The sequence below is a fragment of the Lysobacter avium genome, from assembly GCF_015209745.1.
Lineage (GTDB): Bacteria > Pseudomonadota > Gammaproteobacteria > Xanthomonadales > Xanthomonadaceae > Novilysobacter > Novilysobacter avium.
This window is the reverse complement of the sequence record NZ_CP063657.1, coordinates 1,951,151-1,973,597: the sequence shown is the minus strand read 5'-3', so window position 1 is coordinate 1,973,597 and position 22,447 is coordinate 1,951,151. Positions and strand designations below refer to the sequence as shown.

16 protein-coding genes and 1 pseudogene are annotated in these 22,447 nt (G+C 66.3%); 1 reads left to right on the top strand and 16 read right to left on the bottom strand.

What is annotated here, in order from left to right; all coding sequences use genetic code 11:
* Positions 1–3 precede the first annotated feature (3 nt).
* The 15 genes and pseudogenes from dnaE to pyrH all read right to left on the bottom strand — a co-directional run bounded on the left by dnaE (position 4) and on the right by pyrH (position 18,061).
* Positions 4–3,591, bottom strand: coding sequence for a DNA polymerase III subunit alpha (dnaE, locus tag INQ42_RS08870; RefSeq protein ID WP_194033959.1), 3,588 nt, complete (start codon positions 3,589–3,591; stop codon positions 4–6).
* A 136-nt stretch (positions 3,592–3,727) separates the two neighbouring features.
* The gene (locus INQ42_RS08865; RefSeq protein WP_194033958.1) at positions 3,728–4,378 is read right to left on the bottom strand and encodes a hypothetical protein; all 651 of its coding nucleotides are present in this window, start codon (positions 4,376–4,378) and stop codon (positions 3,728–3,730) included.
* Between the two features lie 309 nt (positions 4,379–4,687).
* A complete protein-coding gene (locus INQ42_RS08860; protein ID WP_194033957.1) occupies positions 4,688–5,368 on the bottom strand; it encodes a ribonuclease HII in 681 nt (226 codons plus the stop codon).
* Positions 5,369–5,372: 4 nt separating this feature from the next.
* Positions 5,373–6,524: pseudogene (lpxB, locus tag INQ42_RS08855) on the bottom strand (lipid-A-disaccharide synthase); the annotation flags it as partial.
* A gap of 47 nt (positions 6,525–6,571) precedes the next feature.
* Entirely contained in the window at positions 6,572–7,357 is a 786-nt protein-coding gene (lpxA, locus tag INQ42_RS08850; protein WP_194033955.1) for an acyl-ACP--UDP-N-acetylglucosamine O-acyltransferase, read from the bottom strand.
* Positions 7,354–7,815, bottom strand: coding sequence for a 3-hydroxyacyl-ACP dehydratase FabZ (gene fabZ / locus INQ42_RS08845; protein ID WP_194033954.1), 462 nt, complete (start codon positions 7,813–7,815; stop codon positions 7,354–7,356). Before fabZ ends, lpxA begins: the two co-directional genes overlap by 4 nt.
* Positions 7,812–8,840, bottom strand: a complete 1,029-nt coding sequence (lpxD, locus tag INQ42_RS08840) for a UDP-3-O-(3-hydroxymyristoyl)glucosamine N-acyltransferase (RefSeq protein ID WP_194033953.1) — start codon at positions 8,838–8,840, stop codon at positions 7,812–7,814. The genes fabZ and lpxD overlap by 4 nt, the downstream gene beginning before the upstream one ends.
* Before the next feature lie 17 nt (positions 8,841–8,857).
* The gene (gene bamA / locus INQ42_RS08835) at positions 8,858–11,311 is read right to left on the bottom strand and encodes an outer membrane protein assembly factor BamA (protein ID WP_194033952.1); all 2,454 of its coding nucleotides are present in this window, start codon (positions 11,309–11,311) and stop codon (positions 8,858–8,860) included.
* A gap of 106 nt (positions 11,312–11,417) precedes the next feature.
* Positions 11,418–12,836, bottom strand: a complete 1,419-nt coding sequence (rseP, locus tag INQ42_RS08830; RefSeq protein ID WP_194033951.1) for an RIP metalloprotease RseP — start codon at positions 12,834–12,836, stop codon at positions 11,418–11,420.
* A 45-nt stretch (positions 12,837–12,881) separates the two neighbouring features.
* On the bottom strand, positions 12,882–14,111 hold the full coding sequence (locus INQ42_RS08825; protein WP_194033950.1) for a 1-deoxy-D-xylulose-5-phosphate reductoisomerase: 1,230 nt from the start codon (positions 14,109–14,111) through the stop codon (positions 12,882–12,884).
* Complete coding sequence (locus INQ42_RS08820) at positions 14,111–14,974, bottom strand: phosphatidate cytidylyltransferase (protein WP_194033949.1); 864 nt, start codon at positions 14,972–14,974, stop codon at positions 14,111–14,113. Before INQ42_RS08820 ends, INQ42_RS08825 begins: the two co-directional genes overlap by 1 nt.
* A complete protein-coding gene (uppS, locus tag INQ42_RS08815) occupies positions 14,971–15,729 on the bottom strand; it encodes a polyprenyl diphosphate synthase (protein ID WP_194033948.1) in 759 nt (252 codons plus the stop codon). Before uppS ends, INQ42_RS08820 begins: the two co-directional genes overlap by 4 nt.
* Positions 15,730–15,749: 20 nt before the next feature.
* A complete protein-coding gene (gene frr / locus INQ42_RS08810; protein WP_194033947.1) occupies positions 15,750–16,307 on the bottom strand; it encodes a ribosome recycling factor in 558 nt (185 codons plus the stop codon).
* A gap of 84 nt (positions 16,308–16,391) precedes the next feature.
* Positions 16,392–17,303, bottom strand: a complete 912-nt coding sequence (locus tag INQ42_RS08805) for a cation diffusion facilitator family transporter (RefSeq protein ID WP_194033946.1) — start codon at positions 17,301–17,303, stop codon at positions 16,392–16,394.
* 32 nt (positions 17,304–17,335) lie between these two features.
* A complete protein-coding gene (gene pyrH / locus INQ42_RS08800) occupies positions 17,336–18,061 on the bottom strand; it encodes a UMP kinase (protein ID WP_194033945.1) in 726 nt (241 codons plus the stop codon).
* 248 nt (positions 18,062–18,309) lie between these two features.
* On the opposite strand from pyrH, the gene INQ42_RS08795 reads away from it, so the two are divergent.
* Positions 18,310–21,345: a TonB-dependent receptor gene (locus INQ42_RS08795; protein ID WP_228064328.1), complete on the top strand. Its 3,036-nt coding sequence runs from the start codon at positions 18,310–18,312 to the stop codon at positions 21,343–21,345.
* 149 nt (positions 21,346–21,494) lie between these two features.
* On the opposite strand, the gene tsf is transcribed toward INQ42_RS08795, so the two are convergent.
* On the bottom strand, positions 21,495–22,364 hold the full coding sequence (gene tsf / locus INQ42_RS08790) for a translation elongation factor Ts (protein ID WP_194033944.1): 870 nt from the start codon (positions 22,362–22,364) through the stop codon (positions 21,495–21,497).
* Positions 22,365–22,447: the final 83 nt, after the last annotated feature.

Sequence of the window (22,447 nt, the reverse complement as noted above, 5' to 3'; positions counted from 1 at the left end):
CGTTCAGCCCCAGGGCCGGTCCAGCGCGAGCTTCACCGCCCGCACGCCGGGTTCCGCGCGGAGCAGGCCGGCAAGTTCCGCGTCTACCCGCACCGATCCGGCGGCCGGCAGGTCGACCATGCCAGCGGCAGCGGGCAGCAGGAGGTCGAGCCGGACCCTGGCGCCGCCGGGACGATGACGGGCCAGCAGCGCATCCACCCGCTGCCAGGTGCCGGGCACCTGCAGGTCCAGCCGCAGCGACAGCCGTTTGGCGTAATCGGCGCAGACCTGGTTGTAGTCCCAGCAGCGCTCGGCCTTGAGCGCAAAACCGCCGCTGAAGGCGTCCTCGCGCAGGCCGCCCTTGATCACCAGCAGGCGATCGCGGGTCAGCAGCGGCGCGAAGTCGGTGTAGGTCTCGGAGAAGAACGCGACTTCGAGGCGGCCGTTGCCGTCCTCGATCTGCACGAACATCTGACTGTCGCCCTTTTTGCGCAGCGCGACCACCTGGCCGGCGACGACCGTGTCCAGCTCCGGGCGCCAGCCGCTGCGCGCGCTTTCCGGGCGCGACTCCCAGATCCGCTCCAGCGCGCCCAGGTCGTGGCCGATCAGGTCCAGCAGCTCGTCGCGGTAGGGATCGAAGGGGTGCCCGCTGAGGTAGTGGCCCAGGGTCTCGCGCTCGCCGGCCAGCAGCTGGCCCAGCGGAAATTCATCGGTCTCGCGCAGCTCGATGTGCAGCGCCGGACTGGCATCACCGCCGCCACCATCCCCGCCGAACAGACTGACCTGTCCGGCCTCGCGCTCGCGGGCCAGCTGGTCGGTCGCGCGGACCACCTCGGGCAGTTGCAGCATCAGGCTGGCGCGATTCTTTCCCAGCTTGTCCAGGGCGCCGGCGCGGGTCAGCGCTTCCAGCGCGCGGCGGTTGAGCTTGCCGCCTTCCACCCGCTTGCAGAAATCCAGCAGGTCGGTGAAGGGGCCGGCGCGGCGCGCCTGCACGATCGCATCGCACGCGCCGTGACCCACGCCCTTCACCGCGCCCAGGCCGTAGCGGATCGTGCCGACCGGCGGCTTGGCATCGGCGTCGGCCGGTGCAGCATCGGTGTCCGGCGCCACCGCCTCGAACATGTACGCCGAGGCATCCACGTCCGGCGGCAACACCTGCAGGTTCATCGCCCGGCACTCGTCCAGGAAGCCGGTGACCTTCTCGGTGTTGTCCATGTCGGACGACAGCACGGCGGCCATGAACTCGGCCGGGTAGTGCACCTTCAGCCAGGCGGTCTGGTAGGCGACCAGCGCATAGGCCGCCGAGTGCGACTTGTTGAAGCCGTACTCGGCGAACTTCTCCATCAGGTCGAAGATCGGGCTGGCGACCTTGGCCGGGATGCCGTTGGCCAGGCAGCCGGCCTCGAACTTGGCCCGCTCCTTGGCCATTTCCTCGGGCTTCTTCTTGCCCATCGCGCGGCGCAGCAGGTCGGCGCCGCCGAGCGAATAGCCCGCCATGACCTGGGCGATCTGCATCACCTGTTCCTGGTACACGATCACGCCGTAGGTCGGGCCCAGCACCGGCTCCAGTGACGGATGCGGGTAGCTGACCTCGGCCACGCCGTGTTTGCGGTCGACCCAGTCCTTGTCCATCCCCGAGCCCAGAGGGCCGGGGCGGAACAGCGCGGCCAGCGCGATGATGTCCTCGAAGGTGTCCGGGCGCGCGCGCTTGAGCAGCTCGCGCATGCCGCGCGACTCGAACTGGAACACCGCCACGCCTTCGCCACGCGCAAACAGCTCGTAGGTGGCCTTGTCGTCCAGCGGCAGGGTCGTGATGTCCAGCGGTTCCTCGCCGGATCTGGCGCGGCGCACGTTGATCGCCTTCACCGCCCAGTCGATGATCGTCAGCGTGCGCAGGCCGAGGAAGTCGAACTTCACCAGGCCGACCGATTCCACGTCGTCCTTGTCGAACTGGGTCACCGGCGTCTTGCCGCGTCCCTCGCCATCGTGCTCGGCGAACAGCGGGCAGAAGTCGCTCAGTGGCGAGGGCGCGATCACCACGCCGCCGGCATGGCGACCGGCGTTGCGGGTCAGGTTCTCCAGGCTGAGCGCGAGGTCGAGCAGGTCGCGGACATCGTCCTCGGAGTGGTAGCGCGCGATGAGGTCGCCCGATGCCAGCTCTGGGTTTTTCTTTGCGGCCTCCGACTCGCCCAGCGCATCGCGCAGGCTCACGCCCAGGGTCATCGGGATCAGCTTGGCGATGCCGTCGACGAAACCATAGGGATGGCCCAGCACGCGCCCGCAGTCGCGCACCACCGCCTTGGCGGCCATGGTGCCGTAGGTGATGATCTGGCTGACCCGGTCGCGGCCGTACTTGCGCGCGACGTAGTCGATCACCTCGTCGCGGCGGTCCATGCAGAAGTCGATGTCGAAGTCGGGCATCGACACGCGTTCGGGGTTCAGGAAGCGCTCGAACAGCAGGTCGTAGGGCAACGGATCCAGGTCGGTGATGCCCAACGCCCAGGCCACCAGCGAACCGGCACCCGAACCGCGCCCCGGCCCGACCGGGATGCCCTGTTCCTTGCCCCAGTTGATGAAGTCCGCAACGATCAGGAAGTAGCCGGGGAAACCCATCGACAGGATGACGCCCAGCTCGGTGTCGAGGCGGTCCTCGTAGTCCTGCCGAGTCATGTCGTTTGCGAGCCGGCCCTCGACCTGCAGCACCTTCTGCAGCCGCGCGTCCAGCCCGTCGTGCGCCTGGCTTCGCAGCCAGGACTCGATGGTGTGGTCGTCGGGCACCGGGAACGCGGGCAGGTAGTAGGTGCCCAGCTGCATCTCGACGTTGCAGCGGGTCGCCAGCGCGAGCGCGTTGTCGATCGCATCCGGGACATCGGCGAACAGCTCGGCCATCTCTTCAGACGACTTCAGGTACTGCTCGGCGCTGTACTCCTTCGGCCGCTTGGGGTCGTCGAGCACGCGGCCGGTGGAGATGCAGACGCGGGCTTCGTGGGCATCGAAGCCGTCGCGGTCAAGGAAGCGCACATCGTTGCTGGCGATCAGCGGCAGGCCGCGCTTGGCCGAGGCGTGAATCGCGAATTCGTTGAACACCGGCTCGTCGGCGCGCCCGGTCCGGGTCAGCTCCAGATGCAGGCGGTCATCGAAGATGCCCTGCCAGTCCGCCAGCCACGCCTCGGCCAGCTCGGGCCGCTGCGAGGTCGCCATGCGCCCGGCGAGGCTCTGTCGTCCGGCCAGCGCGAACAGGCCCTCGTTGTCCTCGCGCAGCCATTCCGGGCGCAGCGCGACGCTATCGGTGCGGTGGCCCTCCATCCACATCCGGCTGAGCAGGCGCGACAGGGTCAGGTAACCGGTGTGGTCGCGGCACAGCAGGGTCAGGCGAGAGCTCGCCTCGTTGCCATCGGCCAGGCCGACGTCCGCGCCTAGGATCGGCTTGACTCCGGCCTGTTCCGCGGCGCGGTAGAACTTGACCGCGGCAAACAGGTTGTTGACGTCGGTCAGTGCGACCGCCGGCTGGCCAAGCATCACGCAGCGTTTGACCAGCTCGTTGACCCGGATGGTGGAGTCGACAAGCGAGAATTCGCTGTGCAGGTGCAGGTGGGTGAAGCGAGCTGGCATTCGTGCCGTGGACCGACCGGCTGGGGCAACGCCCAGAGTATCAGCCACCGTCGGCCCGGCAAGGCCTTGACAAGCGAGCACCGGCAGCGGCGCGCGTCTGCGCGTCGCGGGTTGTCGGTCCGCGACGCGCCTGCGTTCAGTTCACCCGGAACCGCCCGGCCTCGTCCGCGGCCAGGTAACTGCTGCGGCCGGTCCTGCGGCAATGCTCGATCCAGAGAAATTCGGCGAGTCGCGCATCGTCGAGCTGGTCACGGGTGAAACCGAAATAGCGCCGGTCCTCACCGCGCAACCGCGCCTCGATGCGGCGCAGGCGGCAGAAGTCGAGGTAGTCGCGCACCTCGTCGGCCAGCGTCGGCCAAGCGGTCTCGACGACGACCGCGCCGTCCAGCCAGCCCACCACCGGCAGGCTGCGGGGTATGAGCGTGTCCTTGCCATGCAGGTAGTCCAGTGCGGTTGCCGCGGCAATCGCCGCTTGAGCCCCGGTTTCCCACTCCGGATCGGACTGCATCAGGTCCATGGCGCCGGCGCGTCGGATCCGCTCGCGGATGGACTGGGGGATACGTCCGTCCCGGGCCTGGAGTATCAGCTCGCGGGCTGCGGTGGCCAGTTGGTCGGCATCGACCTGCGGGTGTTCGGTGCTGATCTGTACAAGCAGGGCGTTGAAGTGCGCCAGACGGATCGGGTCGGGTACGAAGTCGCCGATCGAGTGGCGGTTTGAGTAAGCTCGCGGGGCGCCGCTGAACAGGCTTGCCGGCAGCGGGGACGCGACGAACAGGGACGTGTTCATGAGGATGACCTCAATGCTTGTCCATGCCTGGACGGGGTGGCTGGCGGATCCAACGGCAGCGACCGTCATCCGCGACAGGCCAGAGCCGCCAAATCGCCGTGCGACGGGTCTGCGATCCGGCTTGCTCCACGACTCCAGCCTGCGCGCACGCCGGTCCGCTGGCGAGTGCCGGAAGTATTCCTGCGCCGCACTCATCCCACGCCGACGGTCCCGTGCATAAGGGATGGCGCGATGGTTTATCTGCGGTTGCGAAACGGCCGCTGAACGCCCGGCGCCCGCTTCCCGGGCTCGTCCCCGTTCATCACCTGATCAATCTTGAAGCGAGACCAGGTGGTCGTCGGCCAAAGGGTGCTTGAGAACGGACGAATCCCGCTCGACGACCTTCCGCACCGGGGCAAAAGTACGCCGGTGGTGCGGACAGGCGCCGTGCCGGTCCAGCGCGGCGAGGTGCGCCGGGGTGCCATAGCCTTTGTGTGCGGCAAAGCCGTAATTCGGCCATTGCTCGTCCAGCGCGCACATCAGGCGATCGCGGGTGACCTTGGCGAGGATCGAGGCGGCCATGATCGCGCGATCGCGGCGGTCGCCACCGATCCAGGCCTCCGCGGGGCAGGGCAAATTCCTCGGGATCACGTTGCCGTCAATGCGCGCGGCGACCGCAAGGTGGCTGACGGCCTCCACCGCGCGCCGCATCCCGATCATGGTCGCCTGGTAGATGTTGATGCGGTCGATCTCCTCGACCTCGACCGCGACCACGTGCCAGGCCAGCGCCCGTTCCACGATCCGCGCGTACAGCTCCTCGCGGCGTCGCGCGCACAGCAGCTTGGAGTCGTCCAGTCCATTGACCGGAGTGCGCCCCGGCGCGAACACCACCGCAGCGACCACGACCGGGCCGGCCAGCGGCCCACGGCCGGCCTCGTCGACACCCGCGAACGGCCCGGCGACGCGGACGGGTTCGAGGGGGAGCGTGAGTTGATCGGTGCAGCGGCCCATCGGCTCAGGATACGAGCTCGACGATCGCCTGTGCAGCCTGCGCCGAGGCGCCGCGGCGCAGCGAGTCGTGCAGCGTCAGGAAGCGCGATTGCAGGGCGCGGGTGTCGCCCCCGCGCAGCCACTTCAGGCACGCATCGGCCAGTGCCTCCGGGCCGCAGTCGTCCTGCATCAGCTCCGGCACGACTTCCTCGCCAGCAAGCACGTTGGGCAGCGCGTAATGGTCAACCTTGAGCATGCCCAGGGTTTTCACCAGCAGGTAGGTCAACGCGGACACCTTGTAGGCGACGACCATCGGCCGCTTGGCCAGCATCGCCTCCAGCGTGGCCGTGCCGGATGCCAGCAGGATGACGTCGCTGGCGACCATCGCGGTGCGCGACTGGCCGTCGAGCACGCTCAGCGCTCGCGAAAGTGCGGTCGCGTCAGGATGGCTGGAAAGGATGGCCTGGAATGCGTCGCGCGCTTGCGGTCCGGCCATCGGTGCGATTACCTGCAGCGTCGGTTCGGCGGCAAGCACGCGCGCCGCCGCGCCGATGAAGTCGGCACCCAGGCGCTGGATTTCGCCCACCCGTGAGCCGGGCAGCAGCGCCAGCACGGGTCGCTGCGGGTCCAGTCCCAGCGTCGCCCGCGCCGCATCGCGGTCGGGCACCAGGGGCATCGTGTCGGCCAGTGGATGGCCGACGAATCGCGCGTCCACGTCGTGGCGGGCGTAGATCGGCGGCTCCATCGGGAACAGGCACAGCACCAGATCCGCGCTCTCGCCGATGCGCGCCGCGCGTTTCTCGCGCCAGGCCCACACCGACGGGCTGACGTAGTGCACGGTGCGCACGCCGCGCTGCTTCAGCCACTTCTCCACGCCCAGGTTGAAGTCCGGCGCGTCGATGCCGATGAACACGTCGGGCTGCCACCCCAGCACGCGCTCGCGCAGTTCGCGGCGCAGCCGCAACAGCCGCGGCAGGTGGCGCAGCACTTCCGACAGCCCCATCACCGCGAGCTCGGATGCATCGAACCAGGTCTCCATGCCCGCATCGCGCATCGCCGCACCGCCGACACCGACGAATTCCGCGCCGGGCCAGCGCAGGCGGAGCTGTTCGATCAGGTCGGCGCCCAGCAGGTCGCCGGAGGCTTCTCCGGCCACCAGGGCGATGCGTTTGGGTCGGGTCGGGGGGAGCTCGTTGAAGATCTCCGCCACGGCGCGGTTGTCGCTCACCGCAGCAGGGGCCGATCGCCGCTGTCGATGAAGTCCAGCAGCTCGCGCACGTCGTCGCTGTCGCCTGCCATCTCGCTGAGGCGGGCGTGCGCCTCTTCCAGCGAATGGCCGGCCACGTACAGGGCGCGGTAGGCACGCTTGATCATCGCGATGCGTCCCGCGTCGAAGCCGCGCCGCTTCAGGCCTTCGTTATTGATCCCGCGCGGGCGGCTGTAGCCTTCCTGCGCGACCATCACGAACGGCGGCACGTCGCCGTTGACGAAAGCGCCCATGCCGATGAAGGCGTGCGCGCCGATCCGGCAGAACTGGTGGACACCGGCAAACCCGCTGAGGATCACGTGGTCGCCAACCACGACATGACCGGCGAGCGTCGCGTTGTTGGAAAACACGCAGTCGTTGCCGATTACACAGTCGTGCGCGATGTGGGTGTAGGCGAGCAGCCAGTTGTCGTCGCCGATCCGGGTCGCACCGCCGCCGCCGCGGGTGCCGCGGTTGATGGTGACGAACTCGCGGACCGTATTGCGCTCGCCGATGACCAGCTCGACCCGCTCGCCGGCGTACTTCTTGTCCTGCGGCTCGCCACCAATGGCGGCGTGGCCGATGAAGCGGTTGTCGCGGCCGATCCGGGTCGGCCCATGCACGCTGCAGTGCGGCCCGATTTGGGTATTGGCGCCGATCTCCACGCCCGCACCGATGTAGCTGAAGGCACCCACCGTCACCCCATCGGCGAGCCGTGCCCCGGCCTCGACGATCGCGCTGGGGTGGATGACCGCCGGGCTCATGGCTTGTTGACGACCTCGGCACACAGGATGTCAGCGCACGCGGCCTGCTCGCCGTCGACCCGGGCGATGCCCTGGTACAGCGCCATGTTGCGGATCGTCCGCTTGAGGACCACCTCCAGGTCGAGGCGGTCGCCGGGGACGACCATGCGCGAGAACCGGGCACCGTCGATCTTGACCAGGTAGAACAGCTTGTTCTCAAACGTCCCGCCCAGCGAGAGCTGGGTGAGCAGACCGCCGGCCTGGGCCAGCGCCTCGATCACCAGCACGCCGGGCATCACCGGCTGGCCGGGAAAGTGGCCGTTGAAGAACGGCTCGTTGTTGGTGACGTTCTTGTAGGCCAGGATGCGCTTGTTCGGCTCCAGCTCCGTCACCCGGTCGACCAGCAGGAACGGGTAGCGGTGCGGCAGCATCGCCTGGATACCCGGAACATCGATCGGGAGCTTGAGTGCATCGGTCATTGCGTGTCGTCCTTAGGTTCCTGGTCGCGCAACTGGCGCGCCATCCTGTCCAGCTGCCGGAATCGCGCGGCGTTCCTGCGCCAGCTGCGATTGTCCATCAGCCCGGTGCCGGACGAGTATTCTCCGGGTTCGCGGATCGAACTGCTCACCAGGCTCATTGCCGTCACCACCACCCGGTCGCAGATCTCCAGATGCCCGGCGATGCCGGCACCGCCGGCGATCATGCAGTAACGACCGATGCGGGCGCTGCCCGCGATGGCGACGCAACCTGCCATGGCGGTGTGCGCGCCGATGCGGACGTTGTGGCCGACCTGGATCAGGTTGTCCAGGCGGACGTCCTCCTCCAGCACCGTGTCCTCGATCGCGCCGCGATCGATGCAGGTATTGGCACCGATCTCGCAGTCATCGCCGATCACCACGCCGCCCAGCTGCGGCACCTTGATCCAGCGTCCCGCGTCCATCGCCAGGCCGAAGCCGTCGGCACCGATCACCGCGCCGGGATGGATGCGCACGCGTTGGCCCAACCGCACCCGGGTGACCAGGGTGACGCGCGCCAGCAGCTCGCTGCCGGCTCCGATCACGCAGTTCTCACCGACGATGCAGCCCGGGCCGACGAAGGCGCCGGCCTCGACGCGGCTGCCGGCGCCGATGCTGCTGAAAGCGCCGACGTGCGCGGCAGGGTCGACCACCGCGTCGGCGTGGATGTCGGCCATCGGGTGGACGCCGGGCTGGCGCACGGGCACCACTTCAAACACGGCGGCGATCTTGGCGAACGCGGTGTAGGGGTCCTCGGCGACCAGCGCCGTGCCACCGAAGCCCTCGGCATCGGCGGCGCGCATGACCACGGCGGCGGCCGTCGAGTCGTCCAGCTGGCCGCGGTACCTGGGGTTGGCCAGGAAGGCGAGCTGGTCCTTGCCGGCATTGGCGAGCGTGCCGACGCCACGGATGCGCGCGGTCGCGTCGCCGCGCACGCCGAGCGAGAACCGCTCGGCCAGCTCGGCCACGGTTGGTGCAGGGGAGGGCATGACGGCCGGGTCCGCCGTCAGAACGAGCCGCCGAAGGTGAACTGCAGGCGCTCCAGCTGGTCGCCGTCTTCCTTCTTGACCGGGAACGCGTAGCTGATCGTGATCGGACCCATCGGCGAGCGCCACATCAGCGCCAGACCCGTGGACGCGCGCAGCTCGCCGGCATCGAAATCGTCGGTGCTGGCGAACACGTTACCGAAGTCGAGGAACGCGGAGACGCGCGCCGCCGTGCTGTCGATCAGGGTCGGGAAGATCATCTCCACCGAGCCGACGGTCTTCACCGCGCCACCGATCGGCTGCAGGTAGCTGCTGTACAGCGCCGCCTCGCGCGGGCCCAGCGTGTTGTCCTTGAAACCGCGGACCGAGCGCGTACCACCGGCGTAGAAGTTCTCGAAGAACGGCAGGCCGTCGGCGGTGACGGTCTTTACGTAGTCGGGCGAGCTTGGGTCGCAATTCTCGGTCTGCACCGGATCCGGATTGTCCTGGGTGGGCGCGGTGAAGCAGATGTTGCGTACCGACGCATCACCGTAGCTGTCGCCATAACCCAGTTCGGCGCGGGTGTTGAGCACCAGGTGGCGCGACAGCGGCCAGAAATGCGACAGGCTGTAGTTGAGCTTGTAGTACTCGACCGTCGAGCCGGGCAGGGTCGCCTCCAGCCACAGGCGCTGCGACATGCCGCGGGTCGGCGTCAGCGCGCTGTTGAGCGTGTTGCGGGCCCAGCCGATCTCACCGCGCCAGGCGTGGAAGGTGCGCTGGCCGACGGCGTCGATGTAGTCGACGATGGATTCCGGCGTGGAGCCGCGGTAGGCGAAGATCTGGTTGCTGTCGACGCCCAGCAGCGTGGTGAAGCTGTCGGTCTCGGTGATGGGCACCCCGAGCACCATCTGCGCCAAGCCGCTGGTGGAGGAGTAGCGCGCGGTGTTGAAGTTGGAGTTGTTGAACTCGCTCCAGCGCAGGTTGTAGCCCAGCGACACGCCGTTGTCGGTGAAGTAGGGATCGGTGAAGGAGAAGTCGTAGCGCTGCAGGTAGTCGTTGCGCTGCGCCTGCACGGCAATCCGGTTGCCGCTGCCCAGGAAGTTGTTCTGCGACACCTGCACCTGGGTGCTCAGACCGGTCAGCTGCGAATAGCCCAGGCCGAACACAAAGCTGCCTGCCGCGACCTCGTTGACGTTGTAGACGACATCGACCTGGTCGCTGGTGCCCGGGACCGGCACGGTTTCCACGTCGACCTTGTCGAAATAGCCCAGGCCCTGGATGCGGATCTTGGAGCGGTCGATCGCGGCCTGCGAGTACCAGGAACCTTCGAACTGGCGCATCTGCCGGCGCAGCACTTCGTCGGCGGTACGCGTATTGCCCTTGAAGCTGATCCGGCGGACGTTGACGCGCGGTCCGGGGACGACCTGCATCGCGATGGCGACCGTCTTGTCCTCGCGGTTCACGTCGGGAATCGGGTTGACCTGGGCGAAGGCGTAACCGATGTTGCCCAGTGTGGCCGTGATTGCATCGGAGCTGATTTCCAGCAGGCTGCGCGAGAACACCTGGTCGGGCTTGACCAGCACCATCTTCTCGATGTCTTCCTTGGGCAGCACGGTGTCGCCGGTGATCTCGACGCTGGAGATCCTGTACTGCTCGCCCTCGGTCACGCCTGCGGTGATGAACATGTCCTGCAGGTCGGGGCTGATGGCGACCTGGGTGGAGTCGATGTTGAAGTCGACGTAGCCACGGTCCAGGTAGAAGTTGTTGAGCTTTTCCAGGTCGCCGGAAAGCTTCTCGCGCGAGTACTGGTCATCGCGGCGGTACCAGCTCAGCCAGTTGTGGACGCCCGACTCCCAGCCGCCGGTGATTTCCTTGTCGTCAAACAGCTCGTTGCCGATCAGGTTGATGTGCTGGATCCGGGCGGCCTTGCCTTCCTCCACCGCGATGGTCACGTCGACGCGGTTGCGCGGCAACGCGGCCACTGACGGGGTCACCTTGACGTTGTACTTGCCGCGGTTGTTGTACTGGCGGGTCAGTTCCTGGGTCACGCGGTCCAGGCTCAGCCGGTCGAAGGTGTTGCCTTCGGTCAGGCCGATGTCATTGAGGCCCTTCATCAGGTCCTCGGTCTTGATGTCTTTGTTGCCGGTCAGGGTCAGCTTGTTGATCGCCGGACGCTCGACGACGGTGACCACCAGGATGTCGCCCTGGTGACCGATGCGGACGTCCTCGAAGAACCCGGTCTTGTACAGCGCGCGGATCGCATCGCCGGCCGCGGCCTGGTCCATCGTGTCGCCACGCTCGACCGGCAGGTAGGTGAACACGGTGCCGGCGGAAATCCGCTGCAGGCCGTCCACGCGGATGTCACTGACGGTGAACGGGCCGACCGGGGCGGCGATTGCCGGCTGCTGCTGCGCAATCGCGCTCAACGCGGGAACCGTGGAAAGCGCCGAAGCAAGGGCCAGGACCAGCAGGCGGCGGGGGATGGGTCGCGTCATTGTCACGTCCGGTTGGGGAACTTGCGGCACTCGCCGGGGCAGGTGCCCGGGGAGGCAGCGAAATAGGGTGAACGGGTAGCGGCAGTGGCAGTCAGGACAGGCGGCATCAGTGCAGCAGGTTGTTCACGATGTCGTTGTAGAACGCCAGGCCCATGAGCGCGGCGATGAGCATCAGGCCGATGTATTGGCCATAGGCCATCGTGCGCTCGCTCACCGGGCTGCCTTTGACCAACTCGATAAGGTAATACAGCAGGTGTCCCCCGTCCAAGAGCGGGATTGGCAGGAGGTTCAGTATGCCAAGGCTCAGCGACAGCAGCGCCAGCAAGGACAGGAACCACGCGGCGCCCTGGCCGGCATAGGCGTTGGCGGCACGGGCGATCGTGATCGGGCCCGCAACGGTGTTGCGCACCTCGACCCGGCCACTGAAAGCGCGGCCGATCATCGAGAACAGCTGGCCGGCCTGATGCGCGGTTTCCTGCAGTGCGGCGGGCACCGCGGCGATCGGGCCGTAGCGCAATTCGGCGTCCATGCCGGGCAGCTCGGGGCGCGCCGGCGAGATCCCGATGGCCCAATAGGTCTCGCCACCTTCGGGCGTGACGCGGGTGGGCTCAAGCTCCAGCGCAAGGCGCTCGTCATCGCGGATGACTTCGACCATGCCGCGTCCGCCGCGCTCGCCCAGCTCCTGCACCAGTGGCCCGAGATCGGACCACTGCTGCACCGGCCGGCCATCGATGGCGCTGATCCGGTCCCCCTCGGCCAGCACGCCCCACGCTGCGGTATCCGGAGCCACCTGGCCCACGACCGCCGGCAGGGAGTGATGGCGCGGCACCATGCCGATCGCATCCACCGCGCGGCGCTCGTCAAAATCGGCCGGCAGGTGCGACAGCGGCAGGCGCCGGGTGCCTGCGTTGCCATTCGCGTCCAGCACCTGCAGCTGGACGTCGCTGCGATCCAGTGCCGATGGAATCAGCGCCATCTGGACCTCGCTCCAGGTGGGCGTCTGCCGATCCCCTACGGCGGTGATGGTGTCGCCCCGTTGCAGTCCGGCATCTGCGGCAATACCGGTGGCCTGGCCGAGCACGGGTGCGTAGTCGGGGCGGCCGATGACGAACATCGCCCACAGCAGCAGCACGCACAGCAGCAGGTTGGCGACGGGGCCGGCAATGACGATCGCAATCCGCTTCCACACGGATTGTCGGTTGAAGGCGCCGGCGCGCTCGGCCTCGGTCAATGTCGCGCCCAGGTCGCCGCCGGCTCCGCCAGCGCCGTCCGCTGATGGCGTGTCCTCGGTCAGCGCACGCTCGTCGAGCATCTTGACGTAGCCACCCAGCGGGATGGCTGCGACCACGTACTCGGTGCCGTCCTTGCCGCGGCGCATGAACAACGGTTTGCCGAAGCCCACCGAGAAACGCAGCACCTTGACCCCGCAGCGACGGGCGACCCAGTAATGGCCGAACTCGTGGAAGGTCACCAGCAGACCAAGGCTGACCAGCAGCCACCAGACGGAACCGATCAGCTCAGACATGGACGGAATCTGCCACGTTTGCATCCGCCACCAGGATCAGGACGCTCATGCTGGCATCCGGTGGGCGGCCAGCCCCTGAACGGCGTGCCGGCGGGCGTGTTGATCTATCTCCTGGAGCGCTTTCAAAGAATCGGCCGGGATTGCGGGCAGGGCGGCAAGCGTGTCCTCCACCAGCGCCGGGATGGAGAGGAAGCCGATGCGGCGCTCCAGGAACGCCGCAACCGCGACCTCGTTGGCCGCGTTCAATACCGCAGGCGCGGTGCCGCCGGCCGCCAGCGCGTCGTAGGCCAGTTGCAGGCAGGGAAACGCTTCCAGGTCCGGCTGCTCGAAATCCAGCCGTCCGCCCTGCGCCAAAAGGTCCAATCCCGATACGCCCGATTCGAGCCGGTCGGGCCAGCCCAGTCCGACCGCCAGCGCCGTACGCATGTCCGGGAGTCCGAGCTGGGCCAAGGTGGAGCCATCGATGAACTCCACCATCGAATGGACCAGACTCTGCGGATGGACGAGCACGTTGATCCGCTCGCCGGGCAGGCTGAAGAGGTGGTGCGCCTCGATCACCTCCAGGCCCTTGTTCATCAGCGTCGCCGAGTCGACCGAAATCTTCGGACCCATCGACCATTTGGGATGCTTGACCGCTTCCTCCACAGAGACATCGGCCAGCGACGCGCGCGAGCGACCGCGGAACGGGCCGCCCGAGGCGGTGAGGATGATCCGCGCAAGGCCCGCACCCCGCTCCCCTGCGGCCAGTCGGGTCGCAGATGGCAGGCATTGAAAAATAGCGTTGTGCTCGCTGTCGATCGGCACGATCGTCGCGCCGCCGTCGCGGGCGGCTGCCATCAGCAACTCGCCGGCAAGCACCAGCGACTCCTTGTTGGCCAGCAGCAGGCGTTTGCCGGCACGCGCTGCTGCCAGCGTCGAAGGCAGGCCCGCCGCGCCGACGATGGCGGCAACCACGGTGTCGCAGTCGTCCCCGGCGGCCAGTTCGCTGACCGCATCGGCGCCCGCGTGGGCCCGCGTTGCGAGTCCGGCCGATGCCAGGCCGTCGCGCAGCTCGGCGAAACTGTCGGAGTCGGCGATCACGGCGTGCAGCGGCCGGTGGATGCGACACAGCTCGATCAGCGCAGCGACGTTCCGGCCGGCGCCGAGCACGGTCGCGCGCAGGCGTTCAGGGTGCCGCGCGATGACGTCCAGCGCCGAGCCGCCGATGGAGCCGGTGGCGCCCAGTACCGCGATGTCGTGGCGGATGGTGTCCGAAGGAGAAGCAACCGCGTTCATCAGAAACCCATCAGACCCTTGCCAAGGGCAAAAGCGGGCAGGGCGGCGAGCACCCCGTCGAGTCGGTCCAGAACACCACCATGGCCCGGGATCAGGGTGCCGGAGTCTTTCACCCCGGCGTGGCGCTTGAGCAGGCTTTCAAACAGGTCGCCGGCGACGGAGAACAGCGTCGCCACCATCGCCACCAATGCGATCGCGGGCAGCTGGCTGCGCTCGGCGCCGGCCAACAGCGAGATTGCCAGCGCCATCGCCACACCCGCCACCAACCCGCCGATCAGGCCTTCGACGGTCTTATTGGGGCTGATGCGCGGCGACAGCTTGTGCCGGCCGAACTGGCGACCGACGAAATAGGCGCCACTGTCGGCCGCCCAGACCATCATCAAAGCGGTCAGCAGCCAGAAGTGCCCCTTGGGGATCGATCCCACCAGGCTGACAGTCGGGTCGCTGGCGTGCAGCCAGCCCAGGGCGCACCAGGCGGGAATGATCGCCAGGGCGCCGGCAGCGAGCTTGAACACGCGAGCATGCGTGGTGTGGTCGCTGGCGAACTGGTAGCGGCCCAGCCAAACGAGTGCCAACAGCCACCAGATCACCCCGACCAGGGTGGCCAGTTCGAACAGCGCAAAGCTGAAGCCCGAGCCGGATCGCGACGCCCACACCAGCGCCACCATCAGGGCCAGATGGGCCAGCAGCAGGACGGTCTTGGCCAGCGTCTCGTCGATGTCGGACAGGTCATACCACTCCCACAGGCCCATCAGGAACACGACGGCGGCCAGGGTCACCAGCCACGCAGTGGGGAGCAACAGGATCGCGGCAATGGCGGTTGGAGCCATCACCAACGCGGCGATCAGGCGGATGCGGGTCATTCGGTGCTCTCTTGGAGGGGGGCGACCTGCGCCCCGGTAAGCCCGAAGCGACGCTCACGGGAAGCATAGTGGTCGAGCGCACCCTGCAGTGTTGCCGCATCCAGCTCCGGCCACAACGCTTCGGTGAACCACAGCTCGGTGTAGGCCAGTTGCCACAGCACGAAGTTGCTGATGCGCATCTCGCCACCGGTGCGGATGAACAGATCCGGCGCGGGTACGTCGGCCAGGGTCAGGCGGGACCCGACGGCGGCCTCGTCGATGTCCTCGATGCGCAGGCGCCCGGCCGCAACATCGGCGGCCAGCGATCGCGCCGCCTGCGTGATGTCCCAGCGGCCGCCGTAGCTGGCGGCGATCGACAACTGCAAGCCGGCATTGCCGGCGGTCTGCAGCTCAGCCGATTCCATCCGCGCAACGATTGCCGGACTGAAGCGCTCGCGCTCGCCGATGAAGCGGATCCGCACGTCACGCCGGTCGAGTTCATCGACCTCGCGTTCCAGCGCGTTCATGAACAGCTTCATCAGCGCGCCGACCTCACCCTCCGGTCGTCCCCAGTTTTCGCTGGAGAACGCGAACAGGGTCAGCGCCTGGATCCCCTTGAGGATGCAGAAATCGATGCACAGGTTGACCGCGCGCGCGCCGGCACGATGGCCGATGATGCGTGGCCGGTGGCGGCGCTCGGCCCAGCGCCCGTTGCCATCCATGATGATGGCCAGGTGGCGCGGGATGGCGGCGTTGGGTGCTGCAGGCGAGGTCATGGTGTCGACGGAGCGGGCCGTCAGACCGACATCAGCTCCTGCTCCTTGGCCTTCACCACCTCATCGACGTCCTTGATCGCGGCATCGGTGATCTTCTGGATCTCGTCCTCGACCCGGCGCGCATCGTCCTCGCTGGCTTCCTTTTCCTTCAGCAACTCCTTGACCTGCTGGTTGGCGTCGCGACGGATGTTGCGGATCGCCACCTTGGAGTCCTCGCCTTCGGCGTTGACCATCTTGGCCAGGTCGCGGCGGCGCTCCTCGGTGAGGGCCGGCAGGTTGATCCGGATCACGGTGCCCGCGGTGTTGGGGGTCAGGCCGAGGTCGGAGTTGATGATCGCCTTCTCGACCGCGGCCACCATCGGCTTCTCCCACGGGGTGATGGTCAGCGAGCGCGCGTCGTTGACGGCGATGCTGGCCACCTGCGACAGCGGCATCTCGGAGCCGTAGTAGTTCACCTTCAGGTGGTCGACCAGGGATGCCGAGGCACGGCCCGTGCGTACCTTTGTCATCGCCTGGCGCAGCGACTCGATGCTTTTGCCCATGCGGGCCTGCGCGTCTTTCGTGATCTCATTCAACATCGCCGGTTCCGGTCATTGCGGTAATCGGCGAAGTATAGCGAACCCCGGACACGGCCGGCCCCGTGGCGTCTGCATGAGCGGACGTCAATGGGAATGCGGCGCGCGGTCGTGCTCGTCGTGCTGGCAGGAAATTCCGTGCTCGATCTGCAGTGTCGGATGGTTGATGCCGAAGCGCTCGTCCAGCTTGCGATGCAGGCGGTCGAGGAACTCGTCGTGGTCCTCGCTGTCCACCGGACGGACCACGTGGGCGGTCATTGCAATCTCTCCCGTCCCCAGCGACCAGATATGCAGGTGGTGCACTTCCACGACGCCCGGCTCGCTGGTGATGAACGCCGCCACCGCCGCCTGGTCGACGGTGCGTGGCACCGCATCCATCGCCGCGTTGAAACTTTCGCGCAGGAGCCCGAACGCGGTCAGGGCGACCACCACGCTCACGAGCAGCGAGATCACCGGGTCCAGCCAGTTCCAGCCGAGCCACCAGATGCCTGCGCCGGCGGCCACCGCAGCGACCGAGATTGCCGCATCCGCCAGGAGATGGAGGAAGGCGCCGCGGCGGTTCAGATCGTGGTCGTGCCCTTCGCGCATCATCCATGCGCCGCCCAGGTTCACCACGATGCCGACCGCGGCAACCGCCATGATCGACAGGCCGGGAATCGAGGGTGGCGCGCCGAAGCGGCGGATCGCCTCCCATGCCAATGCGCCGGAAAAGCCGACCAGCAGCACAGCGTTGGCCAGCGGCGAGAGCAGGGTCGCGCGCCGCCAGCCGAACGTGTGGCGCTCCGTCGGTGGGCGCCGCGCCAGTACGGCCGCGCCCCACGCGAGCGCCAGCCCGAATACGTCACCGAGGTTGTGCAGCGCGTCCGACAGCAGGGCCAGCGAGTTGGTGTGGAACCCGTACCCGGCCTCGATGATCGTGTAGGCCAGGTTGGCCAGCGTGACCACCGCGAAGGCGCGAGTGGCGTGCGGCGGGGCGTGCTGGTGCGGTTCGGAATGCATGGCTCAATCGTGCCACGCCGCCCAAGCGGACACTATTCGCTCCGGCCCTGCACCAGCGTGCCGATGTCCTCGCCGCGGAGGATTTTCAGCAGTTCGCCCGGCTGGGTCATGTCGAAGATGCGCAGCGGCAGGTCGCTGTCGCGGGCCAGCGCGAACGCCGCGGTGTCCATCACCTGCAGGTTGCGGCTGATCACGTCGTCGTAGGTCAGCCGGTCGTAGCGCACCGCGTCGGAATGCTTGTTGGGGTCCCTGTCGTACACACCGTCGACCTTGGTCGCTTTCAGCAGCAGGTCCGCGCCGATCTCGATCGCCCGCAGGGCAGCGCCGGAGTCGGTGGTGAAGAACGGCGCACCCACGCCCGCGGCGAAGATCACCAGCCGGCCCTTTTCCAGGTGCCGGATCGCGCGCCGGCGGATGTAGTCCTCGCAGACGTCGTTGATCTTGATCGCGCTCATCACCCGCGCCTTCGCGCCGAGCTTCTCCAGTGCGTCCTGCATTGCAAGCGCGTTGATCACCGTGGCCAGCATGCCCATCTGATCGCCGGTCACCCGGTCCATGCCGCCGGCAGCAAGCCCGGCGCCGCGGAAGATGTTGCCGCCACCGATCACCAGCGCCACTTCCGCGCCGGCTTCCTGGGCTTCCATCACCTCGCGCGCGAGCCGATGGATCACCAGCGGGTCGATGCCGTAGTCCTCGTTGCCCATCAACGCCTCGCCGGACAACTTCAACAGGATGCGGCGGTAGGCGAGCTGGGACATGGAGGACCTCGTATGAATAGGCAAGCGGGGCAATTGTACGGGAACGAGGCAGGGCGCTCGCTCTCTGGGGGCGGTTCAACCTGCACACGCTGACCGACAGGCAGATCAACTCCGTAAGGAAAAATAGTGACGACCGTCACGTTTTGATGCTTAACGATTCCTTAGCGGGTTGTTCCGCATCTGTTCAGCGTGGATATTCGGGACGCCCGTCTTGGCAAATCTAATGACCGTCCTGAAGGAGTAGCTACGTGTCGAAAGCAACCCTCAACCGAACTGTGCGCCGCAGCGCGCTCACTGTCGCCCTTGGCCTGTGTTTTGCGTCCGGCATGGCAAGCGCGCAATCAAACGCTGCCGGTTCCATTTTCGGAACGACCGGCGAGCCGGGAGCAACGGTGGAAATCCGGAACGTCGATACCGGCCTTACCCGTCGCATCCCAACTGACTCCGCCGGCCGATACAACGCCTCCGCGCTGCCGACGGGTAGATACGATGTAAGCATCCAGCGCGAAGGGCGTGTCCTCGCCACCCAACCCGACGTGGAAGTAACCCTCGGCGGTGGTCGCGACGTATCATTTTCCAGTGACGGCGGGAGCAGCGCTGGGGGCGCCGTAGAGCTGGACCGCGTGCAGGTCACAGGCACAGCCATGACCCTGATCGACGTGTCCTCGACTGATACCCGCACCACTTTCACGTCGCAACAGTTGGAAAAACTGCCGGTCGGCCGCAGTATCGAATCTGTCGCACTGCTGGCCCCGGGGGTCGTGCAGGCCGACTCGCGCTACCCGAACGCGGCTTCTTTCGGCGGCTCATCGGCTTCCGAGAACGCGTTCTACATCAACGGCTATGCGGTGACCAATCCGTTGACCAACCTGGGATCCAGCACGCTCCCATTTGACGGCATCAGCCAGATGCAGGTCATAACGGGAGGCTACGGTGCGGAATTCGGCCGGGCGACCGGTGGTGTTGTGAACATCGTGACCAAGCGCGGTGGCAATGAGTGGGAATTCGGTGGTCAGTTGACCTATCGGCCAAATTCACTGCGTGCCGATTCTCGGGATATCTACTACCCCTTCAACGGCACACCCAACGATGGCCTCATCCAGCAGAAGCGAAGCGTGCACGAGGTCGATTCGTATAGCTACGGCGCTTCAGTCAGCGGTCCGCTGATCAAGGATCGCCTGTTTCTCTACGCATCTGCGGAGGTCGAGCAGCAGGATCAGACAACCGTAGCGGCGCGTCCGGGCGGTTCGACCAACGGATTCCGCCAGTACTACTACGACATTCCGCGCTGGATGGCGAAGCTGGACTGGAATATCACCGACGATCACATTGTCGAGCTCACGGCTATCTCGGACGTGACAAAAAATACCGTCGACTATTTTCCGTACTCGTATGCCGCCGGTAGCAACGACACGAGTCGTGGGTTCGAAAAGACGGGCGGATATACGTATCGCGATGGCGGCGAGCTGTACATCGGAAAATACACCGGTTACCTGACCGACAACCTGACATTGACGGCGGTGTATGGAGAACAGAACCAGGATCACATCGCAGACCCGTTCGGATATGACCCGAGCATCGTGTATGTCACTGACAGTCGTCCGGTAGGAAACCCGGTCCAGCGCGGTACCTACGCGCAGTTGGACTTCCCTGATGCGTTTGACGAAACAAAAGGTGGGCGCCTGGATCTGGAGTGGCGGGTTGGTGATCATGCGTTGCGTGTGGGCTACGACCGCCAGGATTCCACCTCGCGCGCCGGTGAGGTTACTTCCGGCCCCGGTTACCGCTGGATCTATGATCGTTGTGCTCCGGGTGTAGGAGCGATCCCGGGCGGCGGCGGAGCCGTGTGCCCAGGCGGCAACGGAGACTACGTCTCGCAATACAAGTACGCCAACGGTGGCACCTTCTCCGTAGAACAGAGCGCGTACTACCTCGAGGACCGCTGGCAGATCAACGATCAGTGGTTGCTGAGTCTGGGTCTTCGAAACGAAGGGTTTCAGAACTTCAACGCAGATGGGGTGGTTTACGCCGAGCAGAAGAACCAGTGGGCTCCGCGTCTCGGCGCAACGTGGGACGTCTTCGGCGACTCAAGCCTGAAGGTGTTCGCGAATGCGGGTAGGTACCACCTTGCCATGCCGAACAACGTGGCACTTCGAGGCGCAGCAGGCTCCCTTTACACCCAGGAGTATTTCTCGTTTACCGGGATCGATCCGACGACTGGGGAACCACTGGGGCTTACCGCGCTGGGCGATGGTCCGTTCTCGGCGAACCGTGAGTACGGGCAGGCACCGGATCCGCAGTCGGTGACTGCCAAGGACCTGAAGTCCCACTATCAGGACGAGTTCGTGCTCGGATTTGAAAAGCGCTTGACCGACACGCTCAACATTGGTGCCCGGTATGTTCACCGTGATCTGAAGGCGGCTATCGACGACATGTGTGACTACCGTCCCGCCTACAACTGGGCGATCGGGCAGGGAATGAGCGAAGACATGGCGGATCAGCTGGGGAACGAGCTCGCGAATTGCCGCTTGTTCAATCCGGGGCAGAGCAATACGTTCATGCTGGACGATGGGACCGGAAAGCTGGTCGAGGTGGCACTGTCAGCCGATCAGCTGGGCTTCCCGAAGCTGAAGCGCATGTATCAGGGCATTGACATGTTCGTGGAGCGTCCTTTCGACGGCAAGTGGTACGGCCGATTGGATTACACCCTTTCACGCAACTACGGCAATGCGGAGGGGCAGCTGAAATCCGATATCGGTCAGGGTGACGTATCCCAGACACAGGATTGGGATCATCCCGAGCTGATGGACTATTCCAACGGCTACCTGCCCAACGATCGGCGTCATTACGTCAAGGGCTACGGCTTCTATCAGTTCTCGCCAGAGTGGCGCGTATCGGCCACTGCAACGTTTGCTTCCGGTCGGCCGAAAAACTGCATGGGGTACTACCCGCAGACGCCTGAAAATGACGACTTCAACGAGAACTACGCGTACGCGGGTCCCTACTACTTCTATTGCAACGGGGAGCCGACGCCGCGTGGCAGCCAGGGACGCTTGCCGTGGACCAACAAAGTGGATCTCGGCGTGACGTATGCGCCGAACTTTGCGGGAAATGCGCTTGAGTTCTCCGTGGATGTCTTCAACGTGTTCGACGAACAGGTTCCGCAGAACCGTATCGAGTACGGCGAACTCGGCGGACCGGGTGGTCCCTACACCCACGCCGGTCGGGTGATCAGCTACTCCAACCCCCGGACCGTACGCTTTGCGGTGCGTTACAGCTTCTGATCCGATAAACGCGCCATTGGGCGCTTCGCTTGTGTGAAACCAAAGCCGCCGGCAGTAATTCCGGCGGCTTTTTAATGGTGTTGTAGATACGTCCACCCATAGAAAAAGCCGCGGATCGCTCCGCGGCTTTTTTTGTATCAGTTCAGGCGTTACGCCAGACCAGCCTGCTTCATCACTTCGGACGCGAAATCATCGGCCTGCTTCTCGATGCCTTCACCGACCGCGAGGCGGGCGAAGCTGACGACTTCAGCGCCGGCGGCCTTGAGCACCTGCTCGACGCTCTGGTTGGTGTCGAGCACGTACGGCTGGCCCGTCAGGCACAGTTCGTTGACGGTTTTGGCCAGCTTGCCGGCGATCATCTTCTCCAGGATCTCGGCCGGCTTGCCGGTGTCCTTGACCTGGGCCAGGGCGATTTCCTTCTCCTTGGCGATGAACTCGGCAGGCACATGCGCCGGCGAGATGTGCGGCGGGTTCATGGCGGCAACGTGCATCGCCAGCCCGCGGGCGAGGTCGGCGTCGCCACCCTTGATCTCGACCAGGACGCCGATCCGGCCACCGTGGACGTACGCGGCCACGGTGTTGGCGCTGTCGATGCGGGCCATGCGGCGAACCTGCAGGTTCTCGCCGACCTTGGCGACGATCGCGGCACGGGCTTCTTCGACGGTATCGCCGGAGGCCAGCTTGGTGCTCTTCAGCGCGTCAATGTCGGCGGCATCGAGGGCAGCCTGGGCGACGGCGTCGGTGAAGTTGAGGAAGTTGTCGTCTTTGGCGACAAAGTCGGTCTCGGAGTTGATCTCGACCAGCACGGCCTTGCCGTCTGCCTGGGCGGCGACAACGCGGCCTTCGGCGGCAACGCGGTCGGCCTTCTTGTCAGCCTTGGCCAGGCCCTGCTTGCGCAGCCACTCGGCTGCCGTCTGCACGTCGCCGTCGTTGGCCACGAGTGCTTTCTTGCACTCCATCATGCCGGCGCCGGTGCGCTCGCGCAGCTCCTTGACCTGGGATGCGGTGATTTCTGCCATGGGGAATACCTCGGAAGTTCGCGGGTGCACGAGCGGCAACGCCGTCGCTGTAAGCGGCAACGGGACCGGGAAGGTACGTCCCG